Below are 24,744 nucleotides of genomic sequence, written 5' to 3' on the forward strand. Positions count from 1 at the left end.
CGCCCTCCCGACGCAGGCATCACGTCGGTTGCACCTACAAAAGTTGCAGGCACAAAAAACCCACCGGTTTGTCGGAGGTGGGTACCGCTGTTAGCGGAGTTTCGAGGCTCCGTAGGCTGAGCATGCTACTCATCAAATTCAGCGTCAACCCCAAGGCACGCGTTGGAGCGGCTAGCTTGCACCCTTCAGACTTGAGCTAGCGGCCTGCACTCGAATCGTCGCAGTGTGAGCAGGGCCGATACCTGTCGGCTATGTCGCCAGGGGCAAGGCGTTGAGCTCAGCTCTCGCGTCTCGCCATCCAGCGTAGTGCTTGTCCAGCAAGGCGATGAAGCGTGCATTGTGCGTTGGCTCAAGCAGATGAATCATTTCATGCACAATCACGTATTCGAGCAAGTCACGCGGCTTCTTGACCAGCTCGGTATTGAGCCGGATGTGGGCGCGCAGGTGATTGCAACTCCCCCACTTGGTTTTCATGCGCTGGAGAAAATAACCTTCCACCTTTACCCCGATACGGCCTTCCCAGTGCGCGATCAACGGCTGGATCGCTTCATGCAGCAATGACCGCTGCCAACGTTGATAAATGGCCTCGCGCCTGCCTGCATCGGTGCCGGGACGCACACTCAGGGTGATGCGCCGGTGGTCCATCTTGACGGCGGGCGAAGTATCGCGCTCCACCACAGCAAGCAGATAGCGTCGCCCCCAGACGTAGTGACTCTCGCGGGTGACAAACTGCCTGGGTGTTTCACGTACCTGCGCCAGCAATTGCACCTGCTGTTGTCGAATCCAACGCAACTTTGAAATCGCATAGGCGCGTGCCACTTCAAGCCGTGTGCCAGTCGGCGCCACCAGCGTCACCTCGCCTTGCGGCGGGTGAACGGAAAGGTGGACGTTCTTCACAGCCTTGAAGGTGACCGCAATGTCCAGCTCGCCCAGGCGGATGTGCGTCTGTTTCATCAATAGCCCGACTGACTTTTCAGCAGCTCGAAGAGCTTGAGCGTGGCCTCGCGATTGCGGCCCGTCAGCGGATACAGAACATTTTGCACAATGCGTTCCTTTGCTTCATCTCCTCGCCATCCTGCCGGAGCCTCGTCACGCATCAGGCGATCGATTTTCAGTGCCAGGAAGGCCAGCCGATTGCCGTATTTCACTTCCGGCTCCTGGATGGCGCCATGTCCAGCTTGAGCATCATCAGAAATGATGTCCGGCAGATTGCGATAAATCACCAGCGCGCCGGCATTGCCACGCAGCATGGTGGGTTCATCACTATCGTGCTGTCTCTCATGCCAGGTCATCACCAACGCCTCTGCCTTCCTCAGAAATGCTTCGTAGGCTTCGGTGCTCTCGCGGCTTTGTTGGATCAAATCGCCGAGCAGCTTGGACATCTGCTCGTAAAACCGCGGATCAGTCAGGCGGTCGCGGATAATGGTCTTGCGGACATTGTTGATGATGGTTTCCGCAATGGCATTCTTTGACAGCTTGCCCTTCTCGTTGAGCTTTTTGGCGATAGCGTCGTGGACGCCGGTTTTGATGATCAGCTCAGTCAGCGACAGCTCGGCTAGTTGCCCCAATGCTTGTGCCGGTTCGGCATGGACATAGGTGTTGATGAGATGTCGCATATCAGCCTCAAAGGGTTTGATATCCAGCTCCTCACAACTGCAATGCTTGATGGCAGACCTAACCTCGGCATAGAACTCGGTTTCGCACCGCAAGGTATCGGCCTCGCTATTGGAATAACCCGCCTCGGCCAAGTCCTGGGCAATTGCGGCAAAGGCGCGCAGATAGGTCGCTACCGCTTTGTAGAAGGCAATACGTAGCGCCTCACTCTCCAGTAGCGCCTCCGGATCACCTGCATGGCCGCAAAAGTAGTGGATGAACTGCTCTACTTCGCGAGGGTGCTCGACCGGCTCGCACAGGTAGTGCAACGCCTCGCGCGCCTCATCCAACTGTTTACGACCTTCGCCCAGCCAATTCTTTAGCTGGATGTTGTTGTCGCCACTGTTACCGGCGTCGATGTCCAACGCATCGGAGCTGTACACCGCAATCGCCTGCTGCACATCATCGAACAGCTTTTTGTAATCGACGATGTAGCCATAGTCCTTGTCCTCGCCGTCGAGACGATTGGTGCGACAAATGGCCTGAAACAGGTTGTGGTCATGCAGCTCGTTGTCCAGATAGATGTAAGTGCAACTGGGCGCATCGAAGCCTGTCAGCAGCTTGCTGACCACAATCAGCAGTTTCATGCTGGCCGGCTCTTCAATAAAGCGGCGCTTGGTTTCGTCTTCGTACTGTTTGGTTGTTTGGCCGGTGCGCAGCACATGCTGCTTATAGGTGTCGTACTTGTAGCGCTCATCGCTGCCCGATGACGCCTTCGAGATCGCCACCGGATTGGGCTCAAACGATGTGATGACACCTACATGCGGGCTAAAATGTGTGTTCTGTAAAAGCCGAAAATAATGGCATGCGTCGTAGATCGACGCAGCCACCAGAATCGCCGTACCACGATCGTTGTCCAGGCGGGGCTTGAGGCTGAAATCCTCGATAATGTTGGCAACGATGCGGTCCTTGCGCTCTTTACCGCTCATCAACTCTTCCATCGTTGCCCAGCGCTTGCGCAGGATGGATTTCTGAAAGTTGTTCAACCCTCGCGTTTTCTTTTCAAACCAGGCATCGATGGCCGCACGCGAGGTCAACCGCTGCGGCACGTCGCGGGCCTCGTACTTCAGGTCCAACACCACCTTGTCTGCCACTGCCTGGTGAAACTTGTAGGTGTGGATGTAGGTCCCGAACACATCGCGGGTGGTTTGCCTGTCCTTGCGCAGTAGCGGCGTGCCAGTAAAGCCAACGAAAATCGCATCGTCTAGCCAGCGCTTCATCTGCTTGTTCATGTTGCCACCCTGAGTACGGTGGCATTCGTCAACAAACACGTAGAACCGCCCATGGATCGGTGGTGGCTCGCCCTTGAGGTCCGCAGCATCAAACTTGTGGATCAGCGCGCACAGCAAGCGGGGGGCGGCCGCACTCAGTTTTCGCACGAAGTCCGCTCGGGAGGTGATGCGCGGCGCAGCGGATTCCGCACCAATCACACCGGCATTGCGCATGACACCTTCGATCTGCTTGTCCAGTTCGTCGCGGTCAGTGACCACCAGCACGCGCGCCTGCGGGTCGTGCTCCAGCAGCCACTTGGCCAGCAGCACCATTAAGATGCTTTTGCCACTGCCCTGGGTGTGCCAGATCACACCACCCTCGCGTTGGGCAATGCGCGCCTGGGCCGCCTTGATGCCCTGGTACTGGTGCTGCCTGGGCACCTTCTTGAAGCCTGCGTCGAAGATCACGAAGTTGCGGATCAAGTCCAGCAACTGCACCTTGCTACACATCTGTGCCAGTGGACGATCCAATAAGGCGCCTGCCGCTACTGCAGCCAATGGTTGTTCGTCTTTCCACTGCACGAAGAACTGTTCCGGGGTGCCGGTGGTGCCATAGCGCAGCCCCTGCGCGTCGCTTCCGGCCAGCAACACCTGCACCGTACTGAAGAAACCTTGGTTGAACGCCTCCTCCTGATTGCTGCGCAGCTGGCGAATGCCGTCGCCCAGATCCACCGAGCTGCGCTTGAGCTCAATCACCGCCACCGCCAGGCCATTGATGTACAGCACGATGTCCGGCCGGCGTGTGCTCCCGCCTCTCAGCGTCACTTCTTCGGCAAGGGCAAACTGATTCCGCTGCGGCTGCACCCAGTCGATCAGCTGTACCGTCTCGTGCGATTTGCCGGCCGCAGTCTGCACCGGCACGCCATAGCGCAGCAATTGGTAGGTGCGTAGGTTAGCCTGATAGGGCGTGATGCCGGTGACATCCACCGCAACTTCCAGCTTTTGCAGTGCGGCGCTGATATGGGCAGGCGCGTAACCACGCGCTGCCAGATTGGCGCGTAACAGATCGACTTCAATGGCCCGATTGTTCTCGCGCTTGCTCCAATTGCCAAGGTGCTCGTAACCCAGACCGCCCTTGTCTACGGGGTCAGCGAATAGGCGCGCTACGCGGTTTTGTGAGTTGCGCTCGGAGCGCGGCATGCCTTGGGTCATTGCATCATTCCTTGGTGCGTTCATTGACAGCGTTAGCCAGCTCCCGCTCGATCTGCTCGATGCTCGGCAGGCTGGTTTGCAGCTCTTGCGGCAGAGATTCCACTAGCTTGTATTCGGCAATGCCCATTGGCTGGGACTTGTCCCCCAGCGCGTATTCGGCCACCACCTTGTTCTTGCTCTTGCACAGCAGCAGGCCGATGCTTGGGTTGTCTTGCACGTGCTTCAGCTGCCGATCTACCGCCGTCAGATAAAAGCCCAGTTGCCCCAGGTGCTCGGGCTTGAACTTGCCTGCCTTGAGTTCGATTACTACGTAGCAGCGCAGCTTGAGGTGATAGAACAGCAGGTCGATGAAGAACTCCTCGCCGCCCACGTCCAGCAACACCTGCCGCCCCACAAAGGCAAAGCCCGCGCCCAGTTCCAGCAGGAAATCGGTCACGTGCTGCACCAGCGCGCCCTCGATCTCGCGTTCCTGCGCTTGCTCTCCAAGGCCGAGGAAATCGAAGCGGTACGGATCTTTCAACGACTCCATGGCCAAGTCGGACTGCGGGGCGGGCAAGGTGGCCGGGAAGTTCGTCACGGCCGAACCGCTACGCTCCAACAGGCCGGACTCGATCTGCAGCACCAACACGTTGCGCGACCAATTGTGCTCGATGGCCTTGGCGGCATACCAGCGGCGGGTTTCAGGGCCGGGCAACTTGTCCAGCAAGGCCAACTGGTGATACCAGGGCAATTGTGCAAGCACCGCTTGCACAAATGATTCGTCCGGCCAGGCCTCGGCAAAGGCCCGCATGTATTTGAGGTTGCGTGGCGAAAAACCCTTCATCTCCGGGAAGGCAGCACGCAGGTCATGCGCCAGACGCTCGATCACCTTGGCGCCCCAACCCTGCTCGGCCTGCCGCGCCAGAATGTCGCGGCCGATCTGCCGGTACAGCCCCACCAGCTCCCGATTGACCGCCAGCGCCGCACGTTGCTGTGCGCCGTGGATGCGCCCCTTGAGCTCTACCAGCCAGTCGGCATAGCCCTGCGGGGTGGCGGCGAGGGAAGCTGGCTTGTCGCTCATATCAACCTCGTCTTCCCCGTCAACAGTTCCTGCATCATCGCCTGCTTGAGCGCGCGGGTCTTGGCGCGACGGGTTTCGAGCGCGATGATCTCGGCATCCATGTCGGTGAGGACGGTAGCGATGGCAGTTTGTTCATTTTTCTTTGGAAAAGATATCTCTAGGCGTTTCAACTCGTTAACTGAAATACCCTTAACTGTGCTTCCGCTACCAATATCGTCTATGCGCTCACCATAGCAAGAAAACCAGTGGAATAAGAAATCAACAGTCACGTCCGAATTCAAGAACAAAGCCTTCATGTCTTGATTGATTGCCACATCAACTTGATAGACCACTGCTTTACCAAGCGTCATACGAACTGAAGTTATCAGCGTTCCAGCCGGAATCAAATTTGATGCACTATTACATAAACCCAACCTTGTTATTCCTTCTTGCGCCTGAAACGGATTGAAGGTTGCAAAATCATTCACGGTCACCCAGGGAATTTCATTCCCCCAATATGCGGGATTTGCCCGACTTGGTGTCCCACCCCCAACAAATTGGTCGACCACATCGCCAAGCGTCTTCACCTCCCATTCTCCGCTGAACCCCGGCAGGCGAATGTGGCCGGCAAGGATTTTCTGCATGGAGGACTGTTTGATGGCGCGCTTTTTGGCGATCAGGCGATCCAATCCGTCCAGCAGCGCATCCATATCACTCAGGACAGAAGCGATAGCGCGCTGATCTTCATACGGAGGTATAGGCGCTAAAACTTTACCCAAGCTCTGCTGTCCGATGTTTGCACGAACTGCACCTTGCCCCATCGGAACAATCTGAGAGCGAATAAATGGCGCGCGAAAAGCATAGCCAGAGTACAGAGGATCAAGAGCCTGAAAAATTGGTCGCCCACGAATAACAAAGCCACCAAACACAACAACCTCGGAATCAAGATAAGTCGCCGCCAAACCAATTTCAGATTCCGTCTCTGATGTACGATTAAAAATTACGTCACCCTTCTTGATGGCATAATGATTAATAATGCGCTCTGGAAGAGACACCCTCCCAGGAATATCTTGGCCATGCAGGTGCGAATATGTAATAGGCTCCAGAACATTTATGAACCGAACACCCTCACCATATGCATTCTTATCGGCGTTAACTCCATTTCTAAATTCGAATAATTCGCCAAATGACTTAATCTCCCAATCCTCCGGAATCACTCCCACGTCCGTCAGCTTGTAACCCGGTTTCACTTCCATACCGCCCCCATCTTTTTCAGATGTGCTTCCACCTTGGCGCTAATGGTGGCCACGTCATCTTCCAGCTTGGGCAGCGGGGTCTCGTAGCGCTCGGCCAGTTCGCGGATGCGCTGGGCGAGGGTTTGCGAGATGCGTTTCAGCTCCTGTTGTACGTCGGCTTGCAGGTGGGCCAGCCATTTGTCTTGCACCACCAGCGTTTTCACCTCAGCTTCGCCGAGGCTGGCGTACTGCTCGTAGGCTTGCTGGTCGAGTTCCCCATCAAGCGCTTTGACGGTCTTTTTCAGCGCTGCTTCGCGGGCGCTGAGCTGCTGCCACTGCTGGAGCACGGCGCGTTCGTCAGCGCTGTCGGCGTCGTCGCCAATCTCGGCGATACGGTCTTTCACCTGCGCGGCGTTGATCTTGTCGAAGCCTGCGAAGGCACCATCTTCGCCACTGTGTTCTTCCTGCAACTCGGCAAGCTGGCTAGCAACGCTATCAAGCTCGGCTTGTTTGGCCTCCAACTCGGCCTGCTCGGTGGCGAAGTAGCGCGCAACGATATAGGACTTCGGCAGCAGATCGCAGATCCAACCCTTGTCCTTGGCCTTGCCTTTCTTGTCGATTTCGACGATGCGCCGGGGCAGCGCCACCCAGCCGTCGGCGACAATCAGGTAGGCGTCGTCCTGCATCACTTCCGCCCAGTAGTCCATCAGATGCTGGTAGATGTCATAAGGGTCAAGCAGGGGCGCAGCGTGGAAGGTTGCGAGCAGGGTTTCGGCCGCCTGCGTAATCAGCACCTTGGGTTTGTCGCCGGGCTGGATACCGGTGAGTAAGGGGGTGACAGCTTGTTGCCATTTTTCGAACAGGGTTTCGACCTTGCTGCGGAATCGCTGGAATTGCGGGTGGGCCAGGATGACGGGGCGCACTTCGGCTATCGGCTGGCGCAGCCGCGCATAGCCAGGGCGCTCGGCCTCGAACAGCGCCTGGCGCAGGGCTGGCATTTCCTCCCAGTCAGCGGCGAATGCGCCGATATCGCGCTCGGGGATGCCGCCGTTGAGGTGCGCATCGATGTCGTGCAGGTCTTCCGGCTCGCTGCTGTCGATGTAGCGCGGCAAGTTGAGGTTGTAGCTGTTCTTGTCGCTGGCGATTTCATCCAGCGGCACCATACGGGCATAGCGCGGCACATCCACGCCACGGCGGAAGGCATCGACGATGCGATGGATATCCTGCTCGCGCAGGCGGTTCTTGGGGCCGTCCTTGATGAATCCTTTGCTGGCGTCGATCATGAAGATGCCCTTGCGAGCGCTGGCATTTTCCTTGTCCAGCACCAGGATGCAGGCGGGGATGCCGGTGCCGTAGAACAGATTGGCCGGCAGGCCGATGATGCCCTTGAGCACACCTGAGCGCACAAGGTTTTTGCGAATGACGCCTTCCGCATTGCCACGAAACAGCACGCCATGGGGCAGGATGATGGCACCCTTGCCGGTAGTTGCCTTCATGCTGCGGATGACGTGCAGCAAATAGGCGTAGTCGCCCTGCTTGCCCGGCGGTGCGCCCCAGGCAAAACGTTGATAAGGATCGTTGGCGGGCGTCAGCCCGGTGGACCACTTCTTGTCCGAGAACGGCGGGTTGGCGACCACGTAGTCGTAGCTACGCAGCTGCTCGCCATCCTTGAACCTGGGGTTGGACAGCGTGTCCCCGCCAAGGATGGTGGCACTGGGGAAGTGGTGCAGGATCATATTCATCCGCGCCAGGCCGGCAGTGGTCACGTCCTTTTCCTGCCCTTCCAGCGTGATCTGCCGGCCGGCCTCGGCTGCCACTTTCAGCAATAGTGAGCCTGAGCCGCAGGTTGGATCGTAGGCGGTCGTAGATCCGCGGCTATTGGCATGCGAGATGCCGATCACCTGGGCGATGATGCTACTGACTTCGGAGGGGGTGTAGAACTGGCCCTTGCTCTTGCCGGAGTCCTGCGCAAAGTGGCGCATCAGGTACTCGTACGCATCGCCGAGCAGGTCGTCGTTGTCGGCCCGGTTGTTGGCGAAGTTTAGCTCGGGCTTTTCGAAGATGGCGATCAGGTTGCCCAACCGCTCGACCATGGCCGGGCCTTCGCCGAGCTTGTTGGGGTCGTTGAAGTCGGGGAAGTCGCTGCGCCCCAGCTTGGTGTTGGCGTCGATCAGCTTTTGAATGACTTGCGTGTTGATCCTGTCGCCGATATCGGCCTTGCCCTTGAGCGCCACCATGTCCTTGAACGAGGCGCCAGGCGGGATGACGACAGGCGGGGCGAAATCGTCACTGTTACCGTACTTGTCGCTGATGTACTTGATGAACAGCATAAACAGTACATAGTCCTTGTACTGGCTTGCGTCCATGCCACCGCGCAGCTCATCGCAGGAGGCCCAGATGGAGCTATACAGGTCAGACTTTTTGACTACGCCGCTGCGCCTCACCGACGGTGCTGTGTCTGCCTCGGCATTCGTCTTGACTGCCTTTACTTTAAGAACTTCCACTACTTTTTCTGCCTGTTTTGCACCAGAATCTCCGGCTCTGTTTTGCACCACAGCCGTCTCAGCAAGCGCGACGGAACCGCCGCGCCCTCGGCCAGACACGATGTCGCCTTGCTCGATCAACAGGTGTTTGATGCGTAGATACGTACTTTCCTGCCAGCCAAGTTCCTCTCGCAGCTTGCCGTTGCCAGCAGAGCCGCCGAGAGACTGCAACATGGCGAGAAAACGTTCAGTATTTTGCTCGGTGGATGTCACTGCGTTGTTCCGTACTGCTTGAGGGCCTGCATCACGCCTGCCAGTGAAGCCGCTTTAGCGGCAAAGAGTATTTTTTCAGCATCGATAGCCACTTAGCCAGGAGTTGTTTCAAGCATGGCGCGCACGACGCTCGGGCCTACTTATTCTTTTCCGGCCAGAAACCAAACCGGCTTGAGCGGCAGACGGGCCCTGGCAGTGTCCTCAAGCTGTGAATAGTGGGTGGTCCATAGTTCGACCAACTTTCGCGCATCGATCAGATTGATCCGCCGATGCGATTGCCGCGCTTCGTAGTCGGCGTCCTTGGTGAAGCCGGACAAAGCGACGAACAAACCGACGTCTCCATCCCCCAGAACCGCCATAAAGCTGCGCAGGCCTGTCACATCAATCCGCGGCGAGTTTGCATTACGCTTGACCTGCACCTTGATGCGCGGCGGGCGGGTGCCGAGCGGATCGTTGTAGGCAATGATGTCGGTGCCACCATCCTTGCCGGGCGGCGCGACCCAGGCAACGTGATACCCCATCGCCCGCAGCAGAGACGCTACGAGCTCTTGGAAGTCGTAGGGCGGCATCGCAGCGAGGTAAGCCTCGATCTCGGCCCATGCCATTTCTTCGGCTTCTTCTAGCGTGATGCTGGCCGATTCCTCGGTGAGCTCGCCTTCGGGATCGTCGACCTCGTCGGCAACAGGCTGGGCGCTCTTCCACTTCTTGTACAGTTGCCCCACCGCGCGGATGAACTCCTCTGGGTCCGGATACGCGTCAAGCGCCGCTTCGCCCTCTGGCGTGAGGGTCCAGATGCCTTTGTCCTTGACCAGCCAGCCGGCCTTGACCGGCGCTACGGTGCTGAAGCGCACGATCTTCTCGAAGCGACGGCCGCCGGTTTCGTAGTCGCCCGCTTCGTACTCGGTAAGCACGACCTGCTTTTCCAGTGCGGCCAGCGCGTCTGCGGCACGCATGCCTTCAGGCTGAGTCTTGAGGATGTGGAACAGCGCACGGGTCAATTCACCCGTGCGGCGCCTGCTGATATTGGCCATCTACTTCCCCTGTGGCGCGGCGTTGGCGCCGGCGCCGTGCTTAATGATAGTCGCCTTCACACTGATGCCTGACTGCCAAAACGGTGACGACCTGATCGCTTTCCACCTCAAACAGCAGGACGTAGCCGCTGGCACCGAAACCGATCACCAGCTCCCGCAAGAACGGGTCCGCCAACCCCGCCTTGCGGCAGCTCAACGGGGCCAGTTCGAGCACGGTAACGCCGTCGCGGATCGCCTGCAGCGCGCGCTCGGCCACGGTGAAGTCGCCTTCGGCACGCTGTAGCAGCCAGTCGTAAAGACGCGCGAGATCGTCGCGCGCCTGCTGCGTGAAGCGGACGGAAAATCCCACCTTGACTCAGCCCTTGCGCGCCTGGTCCAGTTGGGACTGCAGCCCGGCCAGCACATCGGTCGCGTCGATGTACCGGTTGGATGCCTTGGCGCTGTCAAGCGACGCCAGCCCGCGTGCAATGAAGGCTTCCTGCTGCTGACGCTGCTGCACCTGGGCACGCACGGAGTGTTCGACAAAGCTGGACAGCGTCTCACCCTCCTGCAGCACGGCCTCGGCCGCTTCGCGCAGCGCCGGGTCTACCCGGAGCGATGGAAGAGATGCGGATTTCATGGCAGGCCCCGTGCGTTGCAATTGCGATGCATCATCGCAAGCGAGCGCCGGTGCTTCAAGGTTTCTTTGCAGACCTAAGTCGACGATGTCGCAGCTACGCTGATGCAATGGTACGTAGACGCTGAAGCACAACGCTTGCGCGCGCCGGTTCGGCGACCAATCCCGGCAACGCGTTCACAAACGCCGGGTTATCCACTAGCCCCACGAACACGTCGGCCACCCACTGCCGAAGATCTACATGCTCCACGGCAAGCTCTTCCACCAGCTCGGCCCGGCCATCGACGACATTGAGGACATCCTCCAGGTCGTGACTGGAAAGGAAGTCGCTGTTACCCCGGGTAGCGAAGGCTTCGAGCTTGGTCGCAACGAATGCTGTCGCTGTCACCAGGCGGATGGACAGGCGATCGCTCAAGGCCACAACTTGGGCCGTCTCTACCGCATGGGCGTACCAGCGGTTGGAGAAGCCAAGCACGCCGGCATCCACCGGCATCAGGTCGAAGACGACGCCCGACGCTTCGTGTACCCAGCGGCAGACAACACCGCTGCGCATCTCGCGCGCAAAGCCCTGCGATTCCACGCGCGCCTCGATACCGCGGAACCGGGCCCAATCAAGATTGACCACCGCATCGACGTCATGGGTGGCGCGGACGCTTTCCGCCAATGGATCGGATACCAGCAGTCCAACAACTGCCCCGCCAAGAAATACTACGTGGTCGCAAAGTTCGCCCAGTGCATCTGCAATCACCAGCAGATGCGGCAAATTGGGATCATCAGAGCGCATCGCCAAGCCCCAGCAATTGTTTGAGATAGCGCGCTGCCAGCGCGCGCTCGCGGGCGCGCCCGCTGCGCAGGGCGTCCTGCAGCGCCAGCAATTGGTGCAAGGCAGGGTCGGCCAGTGCAGCGTTGGGCGCACCGGCCGACAACGGCGACAAGCTGGGGCCTTTGGCTGTGCCCTGCGCGCTTGGCCACACCGGTGCATCCCCTGGGGAGCTGGAAATGGCAATGGACAGTGGGGGCACGCCAAAGGCCGTAGGAATGCCACGGCTTAGCGGTCCGACGACCGCAGGAAAGGCATAGCGCACGCCGTGAACCGCAAACTCGTGCAGGGCCGTGCGCACCGTCTCCCACTCGCCGCGGCTTTTTTCCAGCGCCAAGCCGGATGCCACCGCGCGCTTGACGCTGCGATGCACCTGCGAAGCGCTCATGCCCAGCGCTTCTCCAAGGGAGGCGTAGGTCCAGGCTCGGCTGGCCTGGGCGACCTGCTTGTACAGCACCACCAGATCCTGGGGCTTCAGTTCCACAGCCAAGCCCGCCTTATTCCATATTCCGGAATATGGAATATCCATCGAAACGACCTGTTTTGGCAAGTGTGCGTATTCAAAAAGCGAACCCGAGCCCAGATCTATCGCCCAAGGTGGGCAACGGACGACCTTACCCAATACTCCGGGGTTTGACTGCCTCTTCCTGCGCCACCGATCTTTCCAGCGCTTGGCTCTGCGCTTGCGCCAACGTACGCGCATCGAGCTCTTGCAGCCTTGCCAGTGACTGCTCCACCGGCGTATTGACTGCAACGTGAGTGGGCATGCTGGCGCGCAGATGGGCCGGGTTGCTGGGTTCGCCCTGTACCACGAACACGGTGGCGCCGGCCGCTGCACGCGGAGTCTGGTTGCTCAGCATTACGTGGTCGATCCGCTCGAGCCCATGCTCCTTCGCCAGGTGGGCCAGGCTGGCGCTCATCCGCTCGCTGTGCGCATCGCTGGCGCGGCCCATGCTGGCATCCAACCGGCCAACCAGGGCGCTGGCCTGTGCATGCAACGGATGAGGCGCGGGTTGGGCGTCTTCTGCGTCTGCCTGTCGCGGCCTCCCAGGCACAGGCGCGGCAGGCCCGCCGTTCTGCCGCTGCGGCTGGGCCGGCGGATGCCCCCGCTCCTCCTGCCCTGGCTGTGCCCCTTCATTTCCTCGCCCTTGGTCCTGTTGCTGCTCCCGCACCGGACCGGGTGTAGTGCTGGTCAGCACGTATTGCCAGCGCGTCTGCGCTGGGTTGCCTTGAACCGCATTCAAAAATGCATCGTAGTCGTCCGCGTGGATCGTCTGGCAACCGGCTGAATCCGTACTGCCACGTGATCCGCGATGGATCTTGAACGTATCGTTGAGATCCTGCGTGCCGTTGACATCGGCCTGGTCGAACCAGCCATCGGCGTTGCTGTCCCGCTGCACCATGCCGCGCCCCGCGGCGACCGCGGCCTGGGTCGGCCTCAGCGCGCTGTCCATGGTCCCTGCCAGCAAGGGATTGGGATGCTGCGCACTCTGCATTTCGATCGTGCCTTCGCGCAGACGTCCAAGGTCACGCACACCGTCCGCGTTGACATCGTCGCCTTCGATCTTGCGAGGCCGCGTAATGCTTTCAAATCCTGGAGATGGATCGAATCTACGGTCCTCGCGGCCGCCTTCGCCCAGCGGCCTGGCTCCCGTATTGCCGGCATGGTGGTCGTATTGCGCAGTTGGCTCGGTATTGGCGCGATTAGACTCGACCACATGCGCGGTGCCGTCCGCATCCTTCCACAGAACAATCAGACGATCGTTGTAGACGCCGCTGCCGCCGCGCGACTCGTCGCGCGCAGTGGCCGGGTTGTCTGCCCGCCGCTGGGTTGGATGGGCCGAATCCTCCATCGCGTCGAGCGTGGAGTTCTCTTGACGTAACCCAAGGATCACCCGTTGCCCTGGCGTTGCCAGCGCTTGATCCGCTGCCGCGTTGCCACGCGCCTGCGCGATGCTCGCGTAGACGTCGTACTTCTGGCTGTCGGCCAGTGCGGCCATCTCATCTTCGGACGGAAACCGCGGCGCCGTGGTCTGGGTGCCTTGCAACCGCTGTAGCGCTGCAGCAACACCTGGTGCCTGCGAGCGCTCTGCACCGGCGGCGATACCGCGCTGCACCTGGGTGCCGACATAACGATCCAAGCTTTCTTGTACGACCTCTGGCTGCCCCTGCCGATGTCGTTCCAGCAATGCCACGGCATCTGCCGGACGGTTGGCGTTGAACAGCGCCACAACGTCGTCTGCGTTTGCTTTGATATCGAACTCTATGCCCCGTGCCATCTGTGCTCTCCCTGCATGGATTAAGGAGTTACAAAGCGATCGCCACTGCTATCCAGCGCGCTGGAACAGGCAGGCTTTCCTTCAGCCACCGCCCTGCACGGCCATCGCGAGCGATCAACCTTGTCCTTCAATTCGAAGCGCTGCCCGGCCCAGACCAGAAACCCGAAATGCAGATACGCCCAGTCGTTGTAATAGCGCGGGTCATCGGCAAGCGGTGCATCGGGATCCGACTCGATGACCCAACGCAACACGGGAACTTCCCACAGGCGCGAAACATCCAGAATGGGAACCGGCTCGGCATAGGCTTGATAGCGCCGAACCTCCTCTTCCGACAATGTGGGCGCAGCTGGCAACACCTCTCCACTGACATCTACCAGCCGGCCTTGCCCTTCGAACCGGAACGCACGGACTCCCCCCGAATCCTTGCAGTCAATGGCCTGGTCGGTGCACGTCACACCGCCGACCAAGTAAACGGTGTTGCTTGGTTCACGCGACTCGAACGAGCGCACCCAGAACGTGTTGGTCGCCAACGTGAAATCTGCGCGTGCGCCCAGCCCGGGCGAAGCAACATACGCGGCATTCTTCAAGGCCTCCATACGTGCCTCGGGGGTAACCCTCATATCAGACGATGGGAGCGACAGAATGACCTCGGCCAGCGGACGCGGCGCAGGGCCGATGCATTCGTCGGCAGGCAACAACGTGCTGCGACCGGAAGAGCTTCGCTGCGACCGGGTTGAACAGGTTGCTCCCATGCCTTGCTCCAGCGCGAAGCGCTTCCAAGGTTTTGGGGAAGGCGACGGCACCGCCGGATAGGCATTCTCGGCGGCAGAGGCCGTCGCACGGGGCCGGGGTGCCGAGCGGGCGCTGTCTTGAGCGCAGCCAGCTGCAATGATGAACACGGCCCCCACAACCAGTCCATTCAAGTGGCGATGCTGCATGCTCTGCTCCGTCTGGATGGCCTAGGTCAGGATCGACTGACTTTTGCCAGGCCACGTCTTTTTGCTTTGTCGCACCGGTTACTGCTCTGGCTTGGTGCGACCTGCGCGTGAAGAACTCACCTTATGCCGCACGCCATGGATTGGCAATCTGCGTTGCCACACTGCGTTACCGGGCAAGGAAGCGGTCCTCACCATCCGGATAATCCGCACATGCCGGCTCGCCTTTGCGCTGCTGGCGGCACGGCCACTGCGCTCTAGGGACCCGTTCCACAAGCTCGAAGCGCTCGCCTGTCCACCGAAGAAAACCAAAATGGGCGTAAGACCCGACGCGCTTCGGATCATCGATGGCCACTGGCTGGTCGGGATCGAACTCCATCAGCCATCGCATTGTCGGCGCCACGGGTAGCTTGTCGTCGAACAGAAAAAGCTCCGAGCCGCCGTGTTCGTTCTGCCGGGCAACATCTTCTGCAGTCAGGCTAGGCGCTGGCGGAAACACCGCTGCACTGACATCGCGTGTGGTGCCGTCCTTGGTGACGCGATACGCCTTTCGCCCTTTGCCCGATTGGCACGCGAGGCCAGCTTCGCCCGCGCCACATTTCACCGACCAGACCAAGTACACCGTTTTGTAGGGATCCGCACTTTCAAACGAACGGATTGTCAGATCACCCGCAACCACGGTGAAGTCCGCGCGCCGTCCCAGGCCGGGTGCAGCCACGTACACGGCGTCGCGCAGGCTCGCTTCGCGCGCTTGCGGCGAGGCATCGACCGCATCCGCAGGCAGGGCAAGCAATGCAGCCGCCATGTGCGCAGGTGCCGGGCCTTTGCAAAACCCGTCCCTGAGCAAAGGCGCAGGCGAGGAGCCCTGTGATTGCGTACGGTCCACACAGACGGCGCCCATCTGCCGTTCCAGTTTGAAGGACACCCAAGGCGACGGCGTGGCAGTAGGCGCCCGAGGAAAAGACGTTGCTTCGTGTGCACCACTTGGAGGTTTTGCGGCAGCCTGTCCATCGAAAGCCGTGCGCACCCAAGCGTCATGATGGGCACCAGCGCGGTTGCCAAGATGCACTGCGTCAGCTTCTTCACGGGCATCCTTGAACGGAGAAGACGAATGCCCCGGACTGTGGCCACATGAGGAGGCTTGGTCAAGTGACTGATCGCAGACGAAACCGGTTCAGTGGCGCTCCTATGTGACCGAAATAAGCGCTGCATCCCGCAATGCTGCCATCTACTAGGATTCAGCGCGAGCGTCCGGGTTGGACAGTAATTCGGTTAGTTTGAAACGCTCAACCGACACGCTGCGTGCGGCTTCATGTGATCACCGGCATTGCACAAGGAGGTTGAAGTGGCCTGTGTTAAAGCCAGCCTAGAACATGGATGGGCCACAAGCGCGGCCCTGCCCTCTTGCTGATTCGCCGCACCAGTCATCCAGCGACAACTTCGCCTGAGAGACCGCAGATCACTACCGTCTCATAGCACCTGCCGATTGACTGTACCGTGTAGCGGAAAGCGCACCTCTATTAACGAGTAGGTGCGCTCACACCACCGCAAGCCCTCTGCCCCGCCCGCCCTGCCTATCCCCGCAGCGCCACCCGAAGCGCCTCCCCCGCCAACCGCGCACTCGCCAACAGACGCTCCAGGCTCTGCCCATGCCGGGCGCTGGCGGACAGCCCGGCCATGGTGGTGCTGACGAAATCGGCCAGCCGGTCTGCGTCGTGCGGGCACTGCTTGGCGATGTGGGAGCGGATCAACTCCTGGGCGGCGACATGAAAGCCGCAGGCGGCCTCGCGCGCCTGCGGGTCGTTGCTGCGCGTGCCTTCCAGCACCAGGCAGCCGGTGGCAGCGGGGTCTGCGGCATAGCAGCGGGCGGCCTGCTCCAGTACGTCGGCCAGTGCGTCGGCCAGCGGGCGGGCGGTGTCCAGGAGTTGCGGCAGCGGGATGGCCCCAGTCTGCGCGTAGCGGTCGAGGATGCGCGCATACAGGCCGGCCTTGCTGCCGAAGGCGGCGTAGAAACTGGGCGGGTTGATGCCCAGCGCCTGGGTGAGGTCGGCCACGCTCAGTGCGTCGTAGCCGCGCGCATGAAACAGCTGCTGCGCGGTGGCGACCGCTTGGTCCGGGTCGAATGCGCGCGGCCGGCCGCGGGCCCGGGGGGTTTCTGTAGTCATATTTACAAAATCCTTGACGGCAGACGAAATCTATTATGTATTAATCGCTACATTAATTGCGAGGTGAGTGCATGTCAGCGTTCAAAAATAAGTCGGTGTTGGTGCTTGGTGGCAGCCGGGGGATTGGGGCCGCCATCGTGCGGCGCTTCGTGGCCGAGGGCGCGCGGGTGACGTTTACCTATGCCGGTTCTGCCGAGGCGGCGCAGCGCCTGGCCAGCGACACCGGCAGCACCGCGGTGCTGGCCGACAGCGCCGACCGCGATGCGGTTATCGACACGGTGCGCCGCAGCGGGCCGCTGGATGTGCTGGTGGTCAACTCCGGCATCGCCTTGTTCGGCGATGCGCTGGACCAGGATCCCGACGCGGTGGACCGGCTGTTCCGCATCAACGTGCACGCGCCCTACCACGCGGCCGTGGAGGCGGCGCGGCAGATGCCGTCCGGCGGCCGCATCATCGTGATCGGCTCGGTCAACGGCGACCGCATGCCGCTGCCCGGCATGGCGTCCTACGCGCTGAGCAAATCCGCGCTACAGGGGCTGGCCCGCGGGCTGGCCCGCGACTTCGGGCCGCGCGGCATCACCATCAACGTGGTGCAACCGGGCCCGATCGATACCGACGCCAACCCGGAAAACGGGCCGATGAAAGACCTGATGCACAGCTTCATGGCGATCAAACGTCACGGCCGCGCCGAGGAAGTGGCCGGCATGGTGGCTTGGCTGGCCGGCCCGGAAGCGAGCTTTGTCACCGGGGCGATGCATACGATCGACGGTGCGTTTGGGGCATGACGCAGCGACGTCTGTATTGAGGGCACGGCAGCTCGACACGTCGCGCGATGGGAGGCGACAAACGCCCTCCATCAGCCTACATGGCGAACTGCCGTTGCACGGCCAGCCTGATGGTCTGCCCGCATATCCTGCTGTCAATGCGTGGTCGCACTCCCACGCCGTGCGGCGCATGGCAAAGGCAATCGCTGGCCGGGCCCTTGCTGTCGCGTTGATCTTGATTTGCCTATAGTTCGCGACGAACCCTGCAATGGATTGACCAATGCATCTGATGTTATCCGGCCGGTGCCTGGCCCTTGCACTCGCCGTGGCTGTCACCGGCAGTGCGTGTGCACGGACGCCGTCACCCGACCAAAAAAGGACTTCCCCCATGCCAGACAACGTCATCACCGGCCGCACCATCAACGGCCACACCTATTCGGACGCTCCGGTTGACGTAAAGCTGGGGCCTAACACCTTCCGCATCCCCGCCAACTACCTGGACAGCCAGATTGCACCGTGGCCGGGCGAAGGCGTCACGCTTGTCATCGAATGGCCAGATATGACTCCCACCCCGCCCGGGGCACGGGCCAACCCGCGCACGAATGATTTCCGGAAAGAAATTTCCGTATCGATCGACTACATCGACCGCGCCCCCATCGAAACATCGCTGGAGAGGCTGTCGTCCAACGAGGCCATCACTGAAGACGGTTCGGTGGAACGCCGAGATCCAAGAGATCGCCTGGACTTACGCATTGCCCAAACCGAGACCATGGGGCTAATGCTATACACCATCGACGAAGCAAAGATGGCAGGGTTTTCGAAAGAATACGAAGCACGCTATGGCAAACCACCAACACGTAACCCCGGCTACGAAGACGATTGGTATGTCGCGCGCGGACCAAAGGGCAACCTGACGACATTTATCAAATGCGACAGCAAGAAGTTTCGAGGAGATGGCGTGCGCCTGGAGGGTGACCAGGTCATCAATGAGGATGGCGCAGTTTCCGCCGGTTGCTTTCATTATTTCTCGGATATCGAGAATAAGCTGTCAATCAGGTTGACCTACAAAAGAGCGTTCCTGAAGGATTGGAAGCGCATGGAAGACGCAGTACGGGATGTACTGGCGCGAACCAAACTGCAGTAATCCGCCCATTATAGGAGTGATCATGAGTGGATTGACTAAGAAGGATTTGGCTGTCCTGACCAGCTATGCCAGAGATGGCAACCGCGAACTCTACTGGAACTATCTTTCCCAGTTGCCAGGTGCCGATGGCTACGGAACGTTGGCACTGGGTGTCGTTCGCAATGACAGCTTGCCCGGCCAAGTGGCAAACAGTTATGCCCAGGATTACGCCAGGCAACAACACGACAACGGATCGCGCTTTGCCAATGCCGAACTGAGTGAGCGTCAATGGGAGGTATTCGGGCAGACGCTGGTCAAACAGGATTTGGCGCAGCGGATGCATTGGATGGAACAGCGCCGCCCGGACCTGGCCTTGAACCTTCCCGGCAAGGATGTGATGACTGCACATGATCGAGCATTCGAATTTCACCAGCTCGACCCCAACTGCTGGACACCTCGCGTCCTTTTAGAAGCAGCCGAGCAAAAAAGCGGTCCCCAGAAGCTGGAACAGATCTGGACCAACATGCTCGACAACGGGTATGCCGGCGCCACCCGCATCAGCAACACGGGCTATGAGACCTTTGCGCAGATGGGCCTAGCGGCCGGTAGCGAGTACCTGGCCAAGCTCGGCACTACCGAAGCGATCCAGATGCTGGAGGGCCGCTCTGCCGTCGATCCCAATGTCATCGGCAGCAACAGCTTCTACGCGATGTACTTCGAAAAAGAACACAAATGGGTGAACGTCAGCGCAGGCGGCGGGCATCTTTCCATGCGCGAAGAGACCAATCCCGGCCGTATCGCCGAACTCGACGATGCCCGCGCCGTGCGCCTGGAGCGGCAGCAGAAAGCCACGCAGTTCCATGAAGACGACCCGCACCGCTCCATCACCCGCAGCCCGTTCACCGCGTCGGTCGATGACATGCGTGATCGGATGCTCCCGCCCACCAAACTGGCCGATATCGGCCCTGATCATCAGGACTACGCACTACTGCAGCAGGTGCGAGCGGGCGTGAGCGCGATCGATGCGCAGGCTGGGCGCACGCCGGACGAAAACAGCGAGCGCCTCATCGCCAGCGTGATGACCCTCGCACGCCAGAACAACCTGGACCGGGCCGACCATGTGGTGCTGAGCGCACAGACCACCGACAGCCCGGCCGGCCGCAACGTGTTTGTGGTGCAGGGCGAATTGAACAATCCCGCGCACCTACGCGCCCACATGCCCACCGATGTGGCCGTGCAGACGCCGGTGGAGCAGTCGCTGCAGCGGCTGGAAGTGACCAGCGCGGAACGCCAACAGGCCTTGGCGCAGAGCCAGCAGCAGGAGATGGACAACCGGCAGCGTGAGAGTGCAGCAATCCGCATGGGGTAAGCGATGCTGCGTGTCGGCGCCTCCGAGGCAACGCCACCCCGGGGCCGCCCTAACGGGGGGTGCGGCATCGCGGTCCTCCCCATCAGGATCACGTGGCGCGCCGCTGATCGAAGCGCCACAACGACAAGGAACGCGCAATAAGGAACGCGCAATGTAGCGTCTGCCAGGCGACACGCACGCAACCACGCCGCGATGCCCGGCAAACGCCGCTGTCTCAAGATCCCACGCGTTCGAATGGCGGTGCTGGCTGCCCTGGCATCAGCGCGCGCCAGGGTGGAGATAGCTTTCCGGGGTTAGGCTTCGGGCTTGTCGACGGCATCCGATGCAGCCAAGGCTGCACAGCGCGCGTGAATCAAGCCTTGCGCGCCTGCAACCACGCCCTGATCTGCGGCACACGCTGATCACGCAGCTTGACCCGCGTCTGGATGGTGCCGATCGCGGTGTCCGCCTCGCTGCGCGAGGTGGCGGCGATGTACTTGTCCGCAAACGCCTTGATTTTGTCGACGGTCTTGAGGTCGAACGAGCCATCCGCCAGGCCGGGGTAGTAACGCGCACGCGAGGTGGTGTCGACCAGTGCGTCGACCTGGCTGCGATGGGCAACGGCGAAATCGAACGCCAGCTCGGGGTGCTCCTTTGCGACCGCACGGATCATGCTGGCGGCATTGGTCGCCCCAGGTTCGCTGGTGAGGGCCAGCGCCAGGGCGCGCTCTGCCAATGCCGGGTCCTTGGCCTGCGCCAGATAGAGGTAGTCCTCATCGCGCACCATCGCGGAGGTTTCCTTCCTTGCCATTGCCTGCAGTACTTGCCAGGTGGCAGCATCGGCATGCCGGGCGACGATGCCGAGCACGGCACTGCGCAGCTCCGGCGACAGCGCGGCGGGCGTGGCCTGGAAGGCAACGAAGCGGCGCTGCGCTTCGGCGATCACCGCAGGGTCGTCCAGTGAGCTCAGCGAGGTGATCAATTGCGCGCGTAGTTGCTTGACCTGCGCCGAGTCGCCATCACGCTCGTCCCAGCCGTAGCGGGCGAACACCGGCGCCAGCCGCGCCAGCGCATAGCTGCGCCAGGCGGCGCGGTCGGCTGCAGTGGTCTTGAACAAATCATCCAGGTCCACGAAGGTGCGGGACACGATCTGCCACAGGTCCGGCGCGGCATCCGCCGATAGGTTGGCGGTGAGGTCGAGCAGGTCCGCATCCGGCTGCAGGCCCACCTTGGCCAGTGCCGCGGTATCCAGCAGGACGCCGAGTTGGTCCACCACCGGCAGCGTCGGCAAGCGCGCGGCCAGCGCCTTGAACTGTGCGGGCGCATACAGCGTGCGGTAGTAGCCCTTCTGGCCGGCGTTGACCAGCACCGGGGCATCGCAGCCGGGCAGTGCGAGCTGCGCGGTGCGGTCCACCAACACGCGCTGGGTGTTGCCGGCGCCGCCGCGCACGGTGACCGGCACGCGCCATGTCAGCGGTGTCTTGTTGGGCCGATCCAGGGTGTATTCGCCCTGCTCCAATGTGAGCGTGGTGGTGCCGGCGTCGCAGCGGGCGCTGGCCTTGATCAGCGGCACACCCGGCTGCTGGGTGAAGTCGTGCGCAATATCGATGAAGTGCTTGCCAGGCGCGACCTTGTCGATCTGCTGCCACAGCTGGCCGGTGACCGCGTTGCCGTACTGATGCTGCTGCAGATACTGCCGCACGCCGGTGCGCCAATTGTCCGAGCCCACATAGTCTTCCAGCATGCTGATCACCGCCTCGCCCTTGTCGTAGGTGATGGCGTCGAAGGCCTGGCTGGCCTGCTCCACGGTGGCCACGTGCTGCACCACCGGGTGGGTGGTGGCGTAGGCATCGAGCGCCATCGCGTTGCGGCTTTTGTAGGCCGGGCCGGTCTTGTCGATATCCCATTCCGGATGCAGCTTGGCGGTGGTGCGCGCCTCCATCCAGTTGGCGAAGCCTTCGTTGAGCCACAGGTCGTCCCACCACGCCATGGTCACCAGATTGCCGAACCATTGATGCGCGATTTCATGCGCGGCGATGGTGAACACGTCCTGCCTGTCGCTGACGGTGGACACCGCCGGATCCAGCAGCAAAAAGCGCTCGAAGGTGAAGATCGCACCCCCAGTTTTCCATCGCACCGAAGAACTGGCTGCTGCCGGGCGCGGCGATGTTGTCCAGCTTGGGCAAGGGATAGCGAATGCCGAAGTAGGCGTTGTATTCGTGCAGCACATCGCGCCCGGATTCCAGCGCGAACTGCGCCTGGTCCACCTTGCCCTTCTGCGCGATCACGCCGATCTCGGTGCCATTGTCGGCGGTGACGGTGGCGCGCTCGAACGCGCCCACGCCGACGAACAGCAGGTAGGTGGACATTTTCGGCGAGGTCTGGAACGCGATCCGGGTGCGACCATCGGCGCCCGGCGTGGACGATGCCACCGGCATGTTGCTCACCGCCATCTGCCCGGCCGGTGCATGGATGACCAGGTCGAAGGTGGCTTTGAAATCGGGTTCGTCCCACGCCGGCACGAAGCGGCGCGCATCGGAGTTCTCGAACTGGGTGAACAGCGCGCGGCGGCTACCCTGCGCGGTGGGGTAATCCAGTGCGAACAGGCCATTGGCCTGGGTGCCGATGGTGCCGCTGTAGTCCAGCGTGAGCAGGTACTTGCCCGGCGCCAGCGCGGCGCCGGTAGCGATGCTGGCGGTTTGCGCCTCGGCATCGGTGGTGACCTTGGCGACCACCGGCTTGCCACCTGCCGCGGCCAGCGTGGCCTTGTTGAAGCGCAGATCCGCTGCCTGCAGCACGATGGCATCGGTGGGCACCAGCACGTCCACATCGATGCCGACCTTGCCGTCGAAGCGCATCGCCTCGGCATGCGGGGTGATCTCGATGGCGTAGTGGCTGGGCCGGGCGGTGCGCGGCAGTTGGGTGGTAATGGCCGCATCGGCCGGTACCGCGGTCATGGCCTTCGCGGTTTCGGCAGCATGGACCGCACCCGTCAGGGCGGTGCCGGCCAGGGCCAGCGCGATGGCGGTTACCAGGGGAAGACGCATGGGCAATTCTCGCAAGAGGACGTGTGGATCGACCCATCCATGATCCTACTGCGGGCTCATCCGCGCGCACCGCCGAAAGTCATGCCAATGCGCAGCAAGGCTCAAACGCCAACGGCCCGGACAAGCCGGGCCGTTGCTGTGCCACTGCGCGGGGTCAGCCGATCAGGCGAACGGGTCCTGCAACACCATGGTGTGGTCGCGGTCCGGGCCGGTGGAGACGATGCTGATCGGGCAGCCGGCCAGTTCTTCCAGCGCGCGCAGGTAGGCGCGGGCTGCCGGCGGCAACTCGTCCCACACGGTGATGCCGTGGGTGTTCTCGGTCCAGCCGGGGAACTCCAGGTACACCGGGGTGCACTCTTCCCAGCCCTGCGCGTCCAGCGGGGCGTATTCGGTGCGCTTGCCGCGGTATTCGTAGGCGATGCAGACCTTGAGCTTTTCCATGCCGTCGAGCACGTCGAGCTTGGTGATGCACAGGCCGGAAATGCCGTTGATGGCCACCGCACGCTTGAGCGCGACGATGTCCATCCAGCCGCAACGGCGCGGGCGGCCGGTGGAGGCGCCGTACTCGGCACCGCGATCGCGGATGCCCTGGCCCACTTCGTCGTCCAGCTCGGTCGGGAACGGGCCACCGCCCACGCGGGTGGCATAGGCCTTGGCGATACCCAGCACGTAGTCGATCGCATCGGCACCCACGCCGGTACCGGCCAGTGCGCCGCCCACGGTGGTGTTGGAGCTGGTGACGTACGGATAGGTGCCGTGGTCGATGTCCAGCAGCGCGCCCTGCGCGCCTTCGAACAGCACGCGTTTGCCCTGCTTGCGCAGGTCGTGCAGGATGCCGGCCACATCCGACTTCATCGGCTGCACGTACTCGCCGAAGGCCAGCGCCTCGTCGAAGGTCTTCTGGAAATCCACCGCGTCCACGCCCAGGTACTTGGTCAGCACGAAGTTGTGGTAATCCAGCGCGGTGCGCAGCAGTTCTTCCAGCTGCGCCGGGTAATGCAGGTCGGCGATGCGGATGCCGCGGCGCGCCACCTTGTCTTCGTACGCCGGGCCGATACCGCGGCCGGTGGTGCCGATGGCCTTGCCGCCGGCGGCCTTCTCGCGGGCCTGATCCAGGGCGATGTGGTAGGGCATGATCAGCGGCGCGGCCGGGCTGATCTTCAGGCGCGAACGCACTTCCACGCCGGCCGATTCCAGCTCGCCGATCTCCTTGATCAGCGCCGCCGGGGAGATCACCACGCCGTTGCCGATCAGGCACAGCGCATCGTCGCGCAGGATGCCGGAGGGGATCAGGTGCAAGACGGTCTTCTTGCCGTTGATGACCAGGGTATGGCCGGCGTTGTGGCCGCCCTGGAAGCGGACGACCGCACCGATCTCTTCGGTGAGCAGATCGACGATCTTGCCCTTGCCTTCATCGCCCCACTGGGCACCGAGCACGACAACTGATTGACCCATGACGGGTGAACTCCTGAGTTTTGCTGCGGCCATCGGGGCCGCGGGATGGGACCGG

17 protein-coding genes and 2 pseudogenes are annotated in these 24,744 nt (G+C 61.5%); 3 read left to right on the top strand and 16 right to left on the bottom strand.

Annotated features, from left to right (window positions below; genetic code table 11):
• Positions 1–249: 249 nt before the first annotated feature.
• The 14 genes and pseudogenes from XcodCFBP4690_RS03755 to XcodCFBP4690_RS03825 form a co-directional block, all read right to left on the bottom strand.
• On the bottom strand, positions 250–954 hold the full coding sequence (locus tag XcodCFBP4690_RS03755; protein ID WP_104539727.1) for a M48 family metallopeptidase: 705 nt from the start codon (positions 952–954) through the stop codon (positions 250–252).
• Positions 954–4,076 carry a type I restriction endonuclease subunit R gene (locus XcodCFBP4690_RS03760; RefSeq protein ID WP_104539728.1) on the bottom strand — a complete coding sequence of 1,041 codons (3,123 nt, stop codon included), beginning with the start codon at positions 4,074–4,076 and terminating at the stop codon, positions 954–956. The genes XcodCFBP4690_RS03755 and XcodCFBP4690_RS03760 overlap by 1 nt, the downstream gene beginning before the upstream one ends.
• A gap of 4 nt (positions 4,077–4,080) precedes the next feature.
• Positions 4,081–5,136 carry a PDDEXK nuclease domain-containing protein gene (locus tag XcodCFBP4690_RS03765; RefSeq protein WP_104539729.1) on the bottom strand — a complete coding sequence of 352 codons (1,056 nt, stop codon included), beginning with the start codon at positions 5,134–5,136 and terminating at the stop codon, positions 4,081–4,083.
• Complete coding sequence (locus XcodCFBP4690_RS03770) at positions 5,133–6,371, bottom strand: restriction endonuclease subunit S (protein ID WP_104539730.1); 1,239 nt, start codon at positions 6,369–6,371, stop codon at positions 5,133–5,135. Before XcodCFBP4690_RS03770 ends, XcodCFBP4690_RS03765 begins: the two co-directional genes overlap by 4 nt.
• A complete protein-coding gene (locus XcodCFBP4690_RS03775; protein ID WP_208622683.1) occupies positions 6,362–9,106 on the bottom strand; it encodes a type I restriction-modification system subunit M in 2,745 nt (914 codons plus the stop codon). Before XcodCFBP4690_RS03775 ends, XcodCFBP4690_RS03770 begins: the two co-directional genes overlap by 10 nt.
• 140 nt (positions 9,107–9,246) lie before the next feature.
• Positions 9,247–10,137, bottom strand: coding sequence for a restriction endonuclease (locus tag XcodCFBP4690_RS03780; protein WP_104539732.1), 891 nt, complete (start codon positions 10,135–10,137; stop codon positions 9,247–9,249).
• A gap of 40 nt (positions 10,138–10,177) precedes the next feature.
• Positions 10,178–10,486, bottom strand: a complete 309-nt coding sequence (locus XcodCFBP4690_RS03785) for a type II toxin-antitoxin system RelE/ParE family toxin (RefSeq protein ID WP_104539733.1) — start codon at positions 10,484–10,486, stop codon at positions 10,178–10,180.
• A gap of 6 nt (positions 10,487–10,492) precedes the next feature.
• Positions 10,493–10,756, bottom strand: coding sequence for a YlcI/YnfO family protein (locus tag XcodCFBP4690_RS03790; RefSeq protein ID WP_104539734.1), 264 nt, complete (start codon positions 10,754–10,756; stop codon positions 10,493–10,495).
• Between the two features lie 94 nt (positions 10,757–10,850).
• On the bottom strand, positions 10,851–11,537 hold the full coding sequence (locus XcodCFBP4690_RS03795) for a hypothetical protein (protein ID WP_167394464.1): 687 nt from the start codon (positions 11,535–11,537) through the stop codon (positions 10,851–10,853).
• On the bottom strand, positions 11,527–12,102 hold the full coding sequence (locus XcodCFBP4690_RS03800; RefSeq protein ID WP_167394473.1) for an AsnC family protein: 576 nt from the start codon (positions 12,100–12,102) through the stop codon (positions 11,527–11,529). Before XcodCFBP4690_RS03800 ends, XcodCFBP4690_RS03795 begins: the two co-directional genes overlap by 11 nt.
• Before the next feature lie 85 nt (positions 12,103–12,187).
• Positions 12,188–13,852, bottom strand: a complete 1,665-nt coding sequence (locus XcodCFBP4690_RS03810; RefSeq protein WP_341871608.1) for an XVIPCD domain-containing protein — start codon at positions 13,850–13,852, stop codon at positions 12,188–12,190.
• A 20-nt stretch (positions 13,853–13,872) separates the two neighbouring features.
• On the bottom strand, positions 13,873–14,790 hold the full coding sequence (locus XcodCFBP4690_RS03815) for a hypothetical protein (RefSeq protein ID WP_244183571.1): 918 nt from the start codon (positions 14,788–14,790) through the stop codon (positions 13,873–13,875).
• A gap of 166 nt (positions 14,791–14,956) precedes the next feature.
• Positions 14,957–15,999, bottom strand: a pseudogene (locus XcodCFBP4690_RS03820) (hypothetical protein).
• Positions 16,000–16,361: 362 nt separating this feature from the next.
• Complete coding sequence (locus XcodCFBP4690_RS03825) at positions 16,362–16,952, bottom strand: TetR/AcrR family transcriptional regulator (protein ID WP_104539737.1); 591 nt, start codon at positions 16,950–16,952, stop codon at positions 16,362–16,364.
• A gap of 71 nt (positions 16,953–17,023) precedes the next feature.
• Between XcodCFBP4690_RS03825 and bdcA the strand changes: the two genes are divergently transcribed.
• The 3 genes from bdcA to XcodCFBP4690_RS03840 all read left to right on the top strand — a co-directional run bounded on the left by bdcA (position 17,024) and on the right by XcodCFBP4690_RS03840 (position 20,208).
• The gene (gene bdcA / locus XcodCFBP4690_RS03830) at positions 17,024–17,737 is read left to right on the top strand and encodes an SDR family oxidoreductase (protein ID WP_104539738.1); all 714 of its coding nucleotides are present in this window, start codon (positions 17,024–17,026) and stop codon (positions 17,735–17,737) included.
• 259 nt (positions 17,738–17,996) lie between these two features.
• A complete protein-coding gene (locus XcodCFBP4690_RS03835) occupies positions 17,997–18,860 on the top strand; it encodes a Smlt3025 familytype IV secretion system inhibitor (RefSeq protein WP_104539739.1) in 864 nt (287 codons plus the stop codon).
• Positions 18,861–18,882: 22 nt separating this feature from the next.
• A complete protein-coding gene (locus tag XcodCFBP4690_RS03840; RefSeq protein ID WP_167394465.1) occupies positions 18,883–20,208 on the top strand; it encodes a Smlt3024 family type IV secretion system effector in 1,326 nt (441 codons plus the stop codon).
• A 352-nt stretch (positions 20,209–20,560) separates the two neighbouring features.
• On the opposite strand, the pseudogene XcodCFBP4690_RS03845 reads toward XcodCFBP4690_RS03840, so the two are convergent.
• Together XcodCFBP4690_RS03845 and XcodCFBP4690_RS03850 are read right to left on the bottom strand one after the other, a co-directional pair.
• A pseudogene (locus tag XcodCFBP4690_RS03845) lies at positions 20,561–23,234 on the bottom strand (M1 family metallopeptidase).
• 162 nt (positions 23,235–23,396) lie between these two features.
• The gene (locus XcodCFBP4690_RS03850; protein WP_104539740.1) at positions 23,397–24,689 is read right to left on the bottom strand and encodes an adenylosuccinate synthase; all 1,293 of its coding nucleotides are present in this window, start codon (positions 24,687–24,689) and stop codon (positions 23,397–23,399) included.
• Positions 24,690–24,744 lie beyond the last annotated feature (55 nt).

Origin of the sequence: Xanthomonas codiaei (genome assembly GCF_002939785.1) — a bacterium.
Classification (GTDB): domain Bacteria; phylum Pseudomonadota; class Gammaproteobacteria; order Xanthomonadales; family Xanthomonadaceae; genus Xanthomonas; species Xanthomonas codiaei.

Coding starts and splice junctions, on each gene's coding strand:
- XcodCFBP4690_RS03790 (WP_104539734.1), bottom strand. CDS start 10,756: ATGAAATCCGCATCTCTTCCATCGCTCCGGGTAGACCCGGCGCTGCGC.
- XcodCFBP4690_RS03795 (WP_167394464.1), bottom strand. CDS start 11,537: ATGCGCTCTGATGATCCCAATTTGCCGCATCTGCTGGTGATTGCAGAT.
- XcodCFBP4690_RS03800 (WP_167394473.1), bottom strand. CDS start 12,102: ATGGATATTCCATATTCCGGAATATGGAATAAGGCGGGCTTGGCTGTG.
- XcodCFBP4690_RS03765 (WP_104539729.1), bottom strand. CDS start 5,136: ATGAGCGACAAGCCAGCTTCCCTCGCCGCCACCCCGCAGGGCTATGCC.
- XcodCFBP4690_RS03840 (WP_167394465.1), top strand. CDS start 18,883: ATGAGTGGATTGACTAAGAAGGATTTGGCTGTCCTGACCAGCTATGCC.
- XcodCFBP4690_RS03770 (WP_104539730.1), bottom strand. CDS start 6,371: ATGGAAGTGAAACCGGGTTACAAGCTGACGGACGTGGGAGTGATTCCG.
- XcodCFBP4690_RS03810 (WP_341871608.1), bottom strand. CDS start 13,852: ATGGCACGGGGCATAGAGTTCGATATCAAAGCAAACGCAGACGACGTT.
- XcodCFBP4690_RS03755 (WP_104539727.1), bottom strand. CDS start 954: ATGAAACAGACGCACATCCGCCTGGGCGAGCTGGACATTGCGGTCACC.
- XcodCFBP4690_RS03815 (WP_244183571.1), bottom strand. CDS start 14,790: ATGCAGCATCGCCACTTGAATGGACTGGTTGTGGGGGCCGTGTTCATC.
- XcodCFBP4690_RS03760 (WP_104539728.1), bottom strand. CDS start 4,076: ATGACCCAAGGCATGCCGCGCTCCGAGCGCAACTCACAAAACCGCGTA.
- bdcA (WP_104539738.1), top strand. CDS start 17,024: ATGTCAGCGTTCAAAAATAAGTCGGTGTTGGTGCTTGGTGGCAGCCGG.
- XcodCFBP4690_RS03850 (WP_104539740.1), bottom strand. CDS start 24,689: ATGGGTCAATCAGTTGTCGTGCTCGGTGCCCAGTGGGGCGATGAAGGC.
- XcodCFBP4690_RS03780 (WP_104539732.1), bottom strand. CDS start 10,137: ATGGCCAATATCAGCAGGCGCCGCACGGGTGAATTGACCCGTGCGCTG.
- XcodCFBP4690_RS03825 (WP_104539737.1), bottom strand. CDS start 16,952: ATGACTACAGAAACCCCCCGGGCCCGCGGCCGGCCGCGCGCATTCGAC.
- XcodCFBP4690_RS03835 (WP_104539739.1), top strand. CDS start 17,997: ATGCATCTGATGTTATCCGGCCGGTGCCTGGCCCTTGCACTCGCCGTG.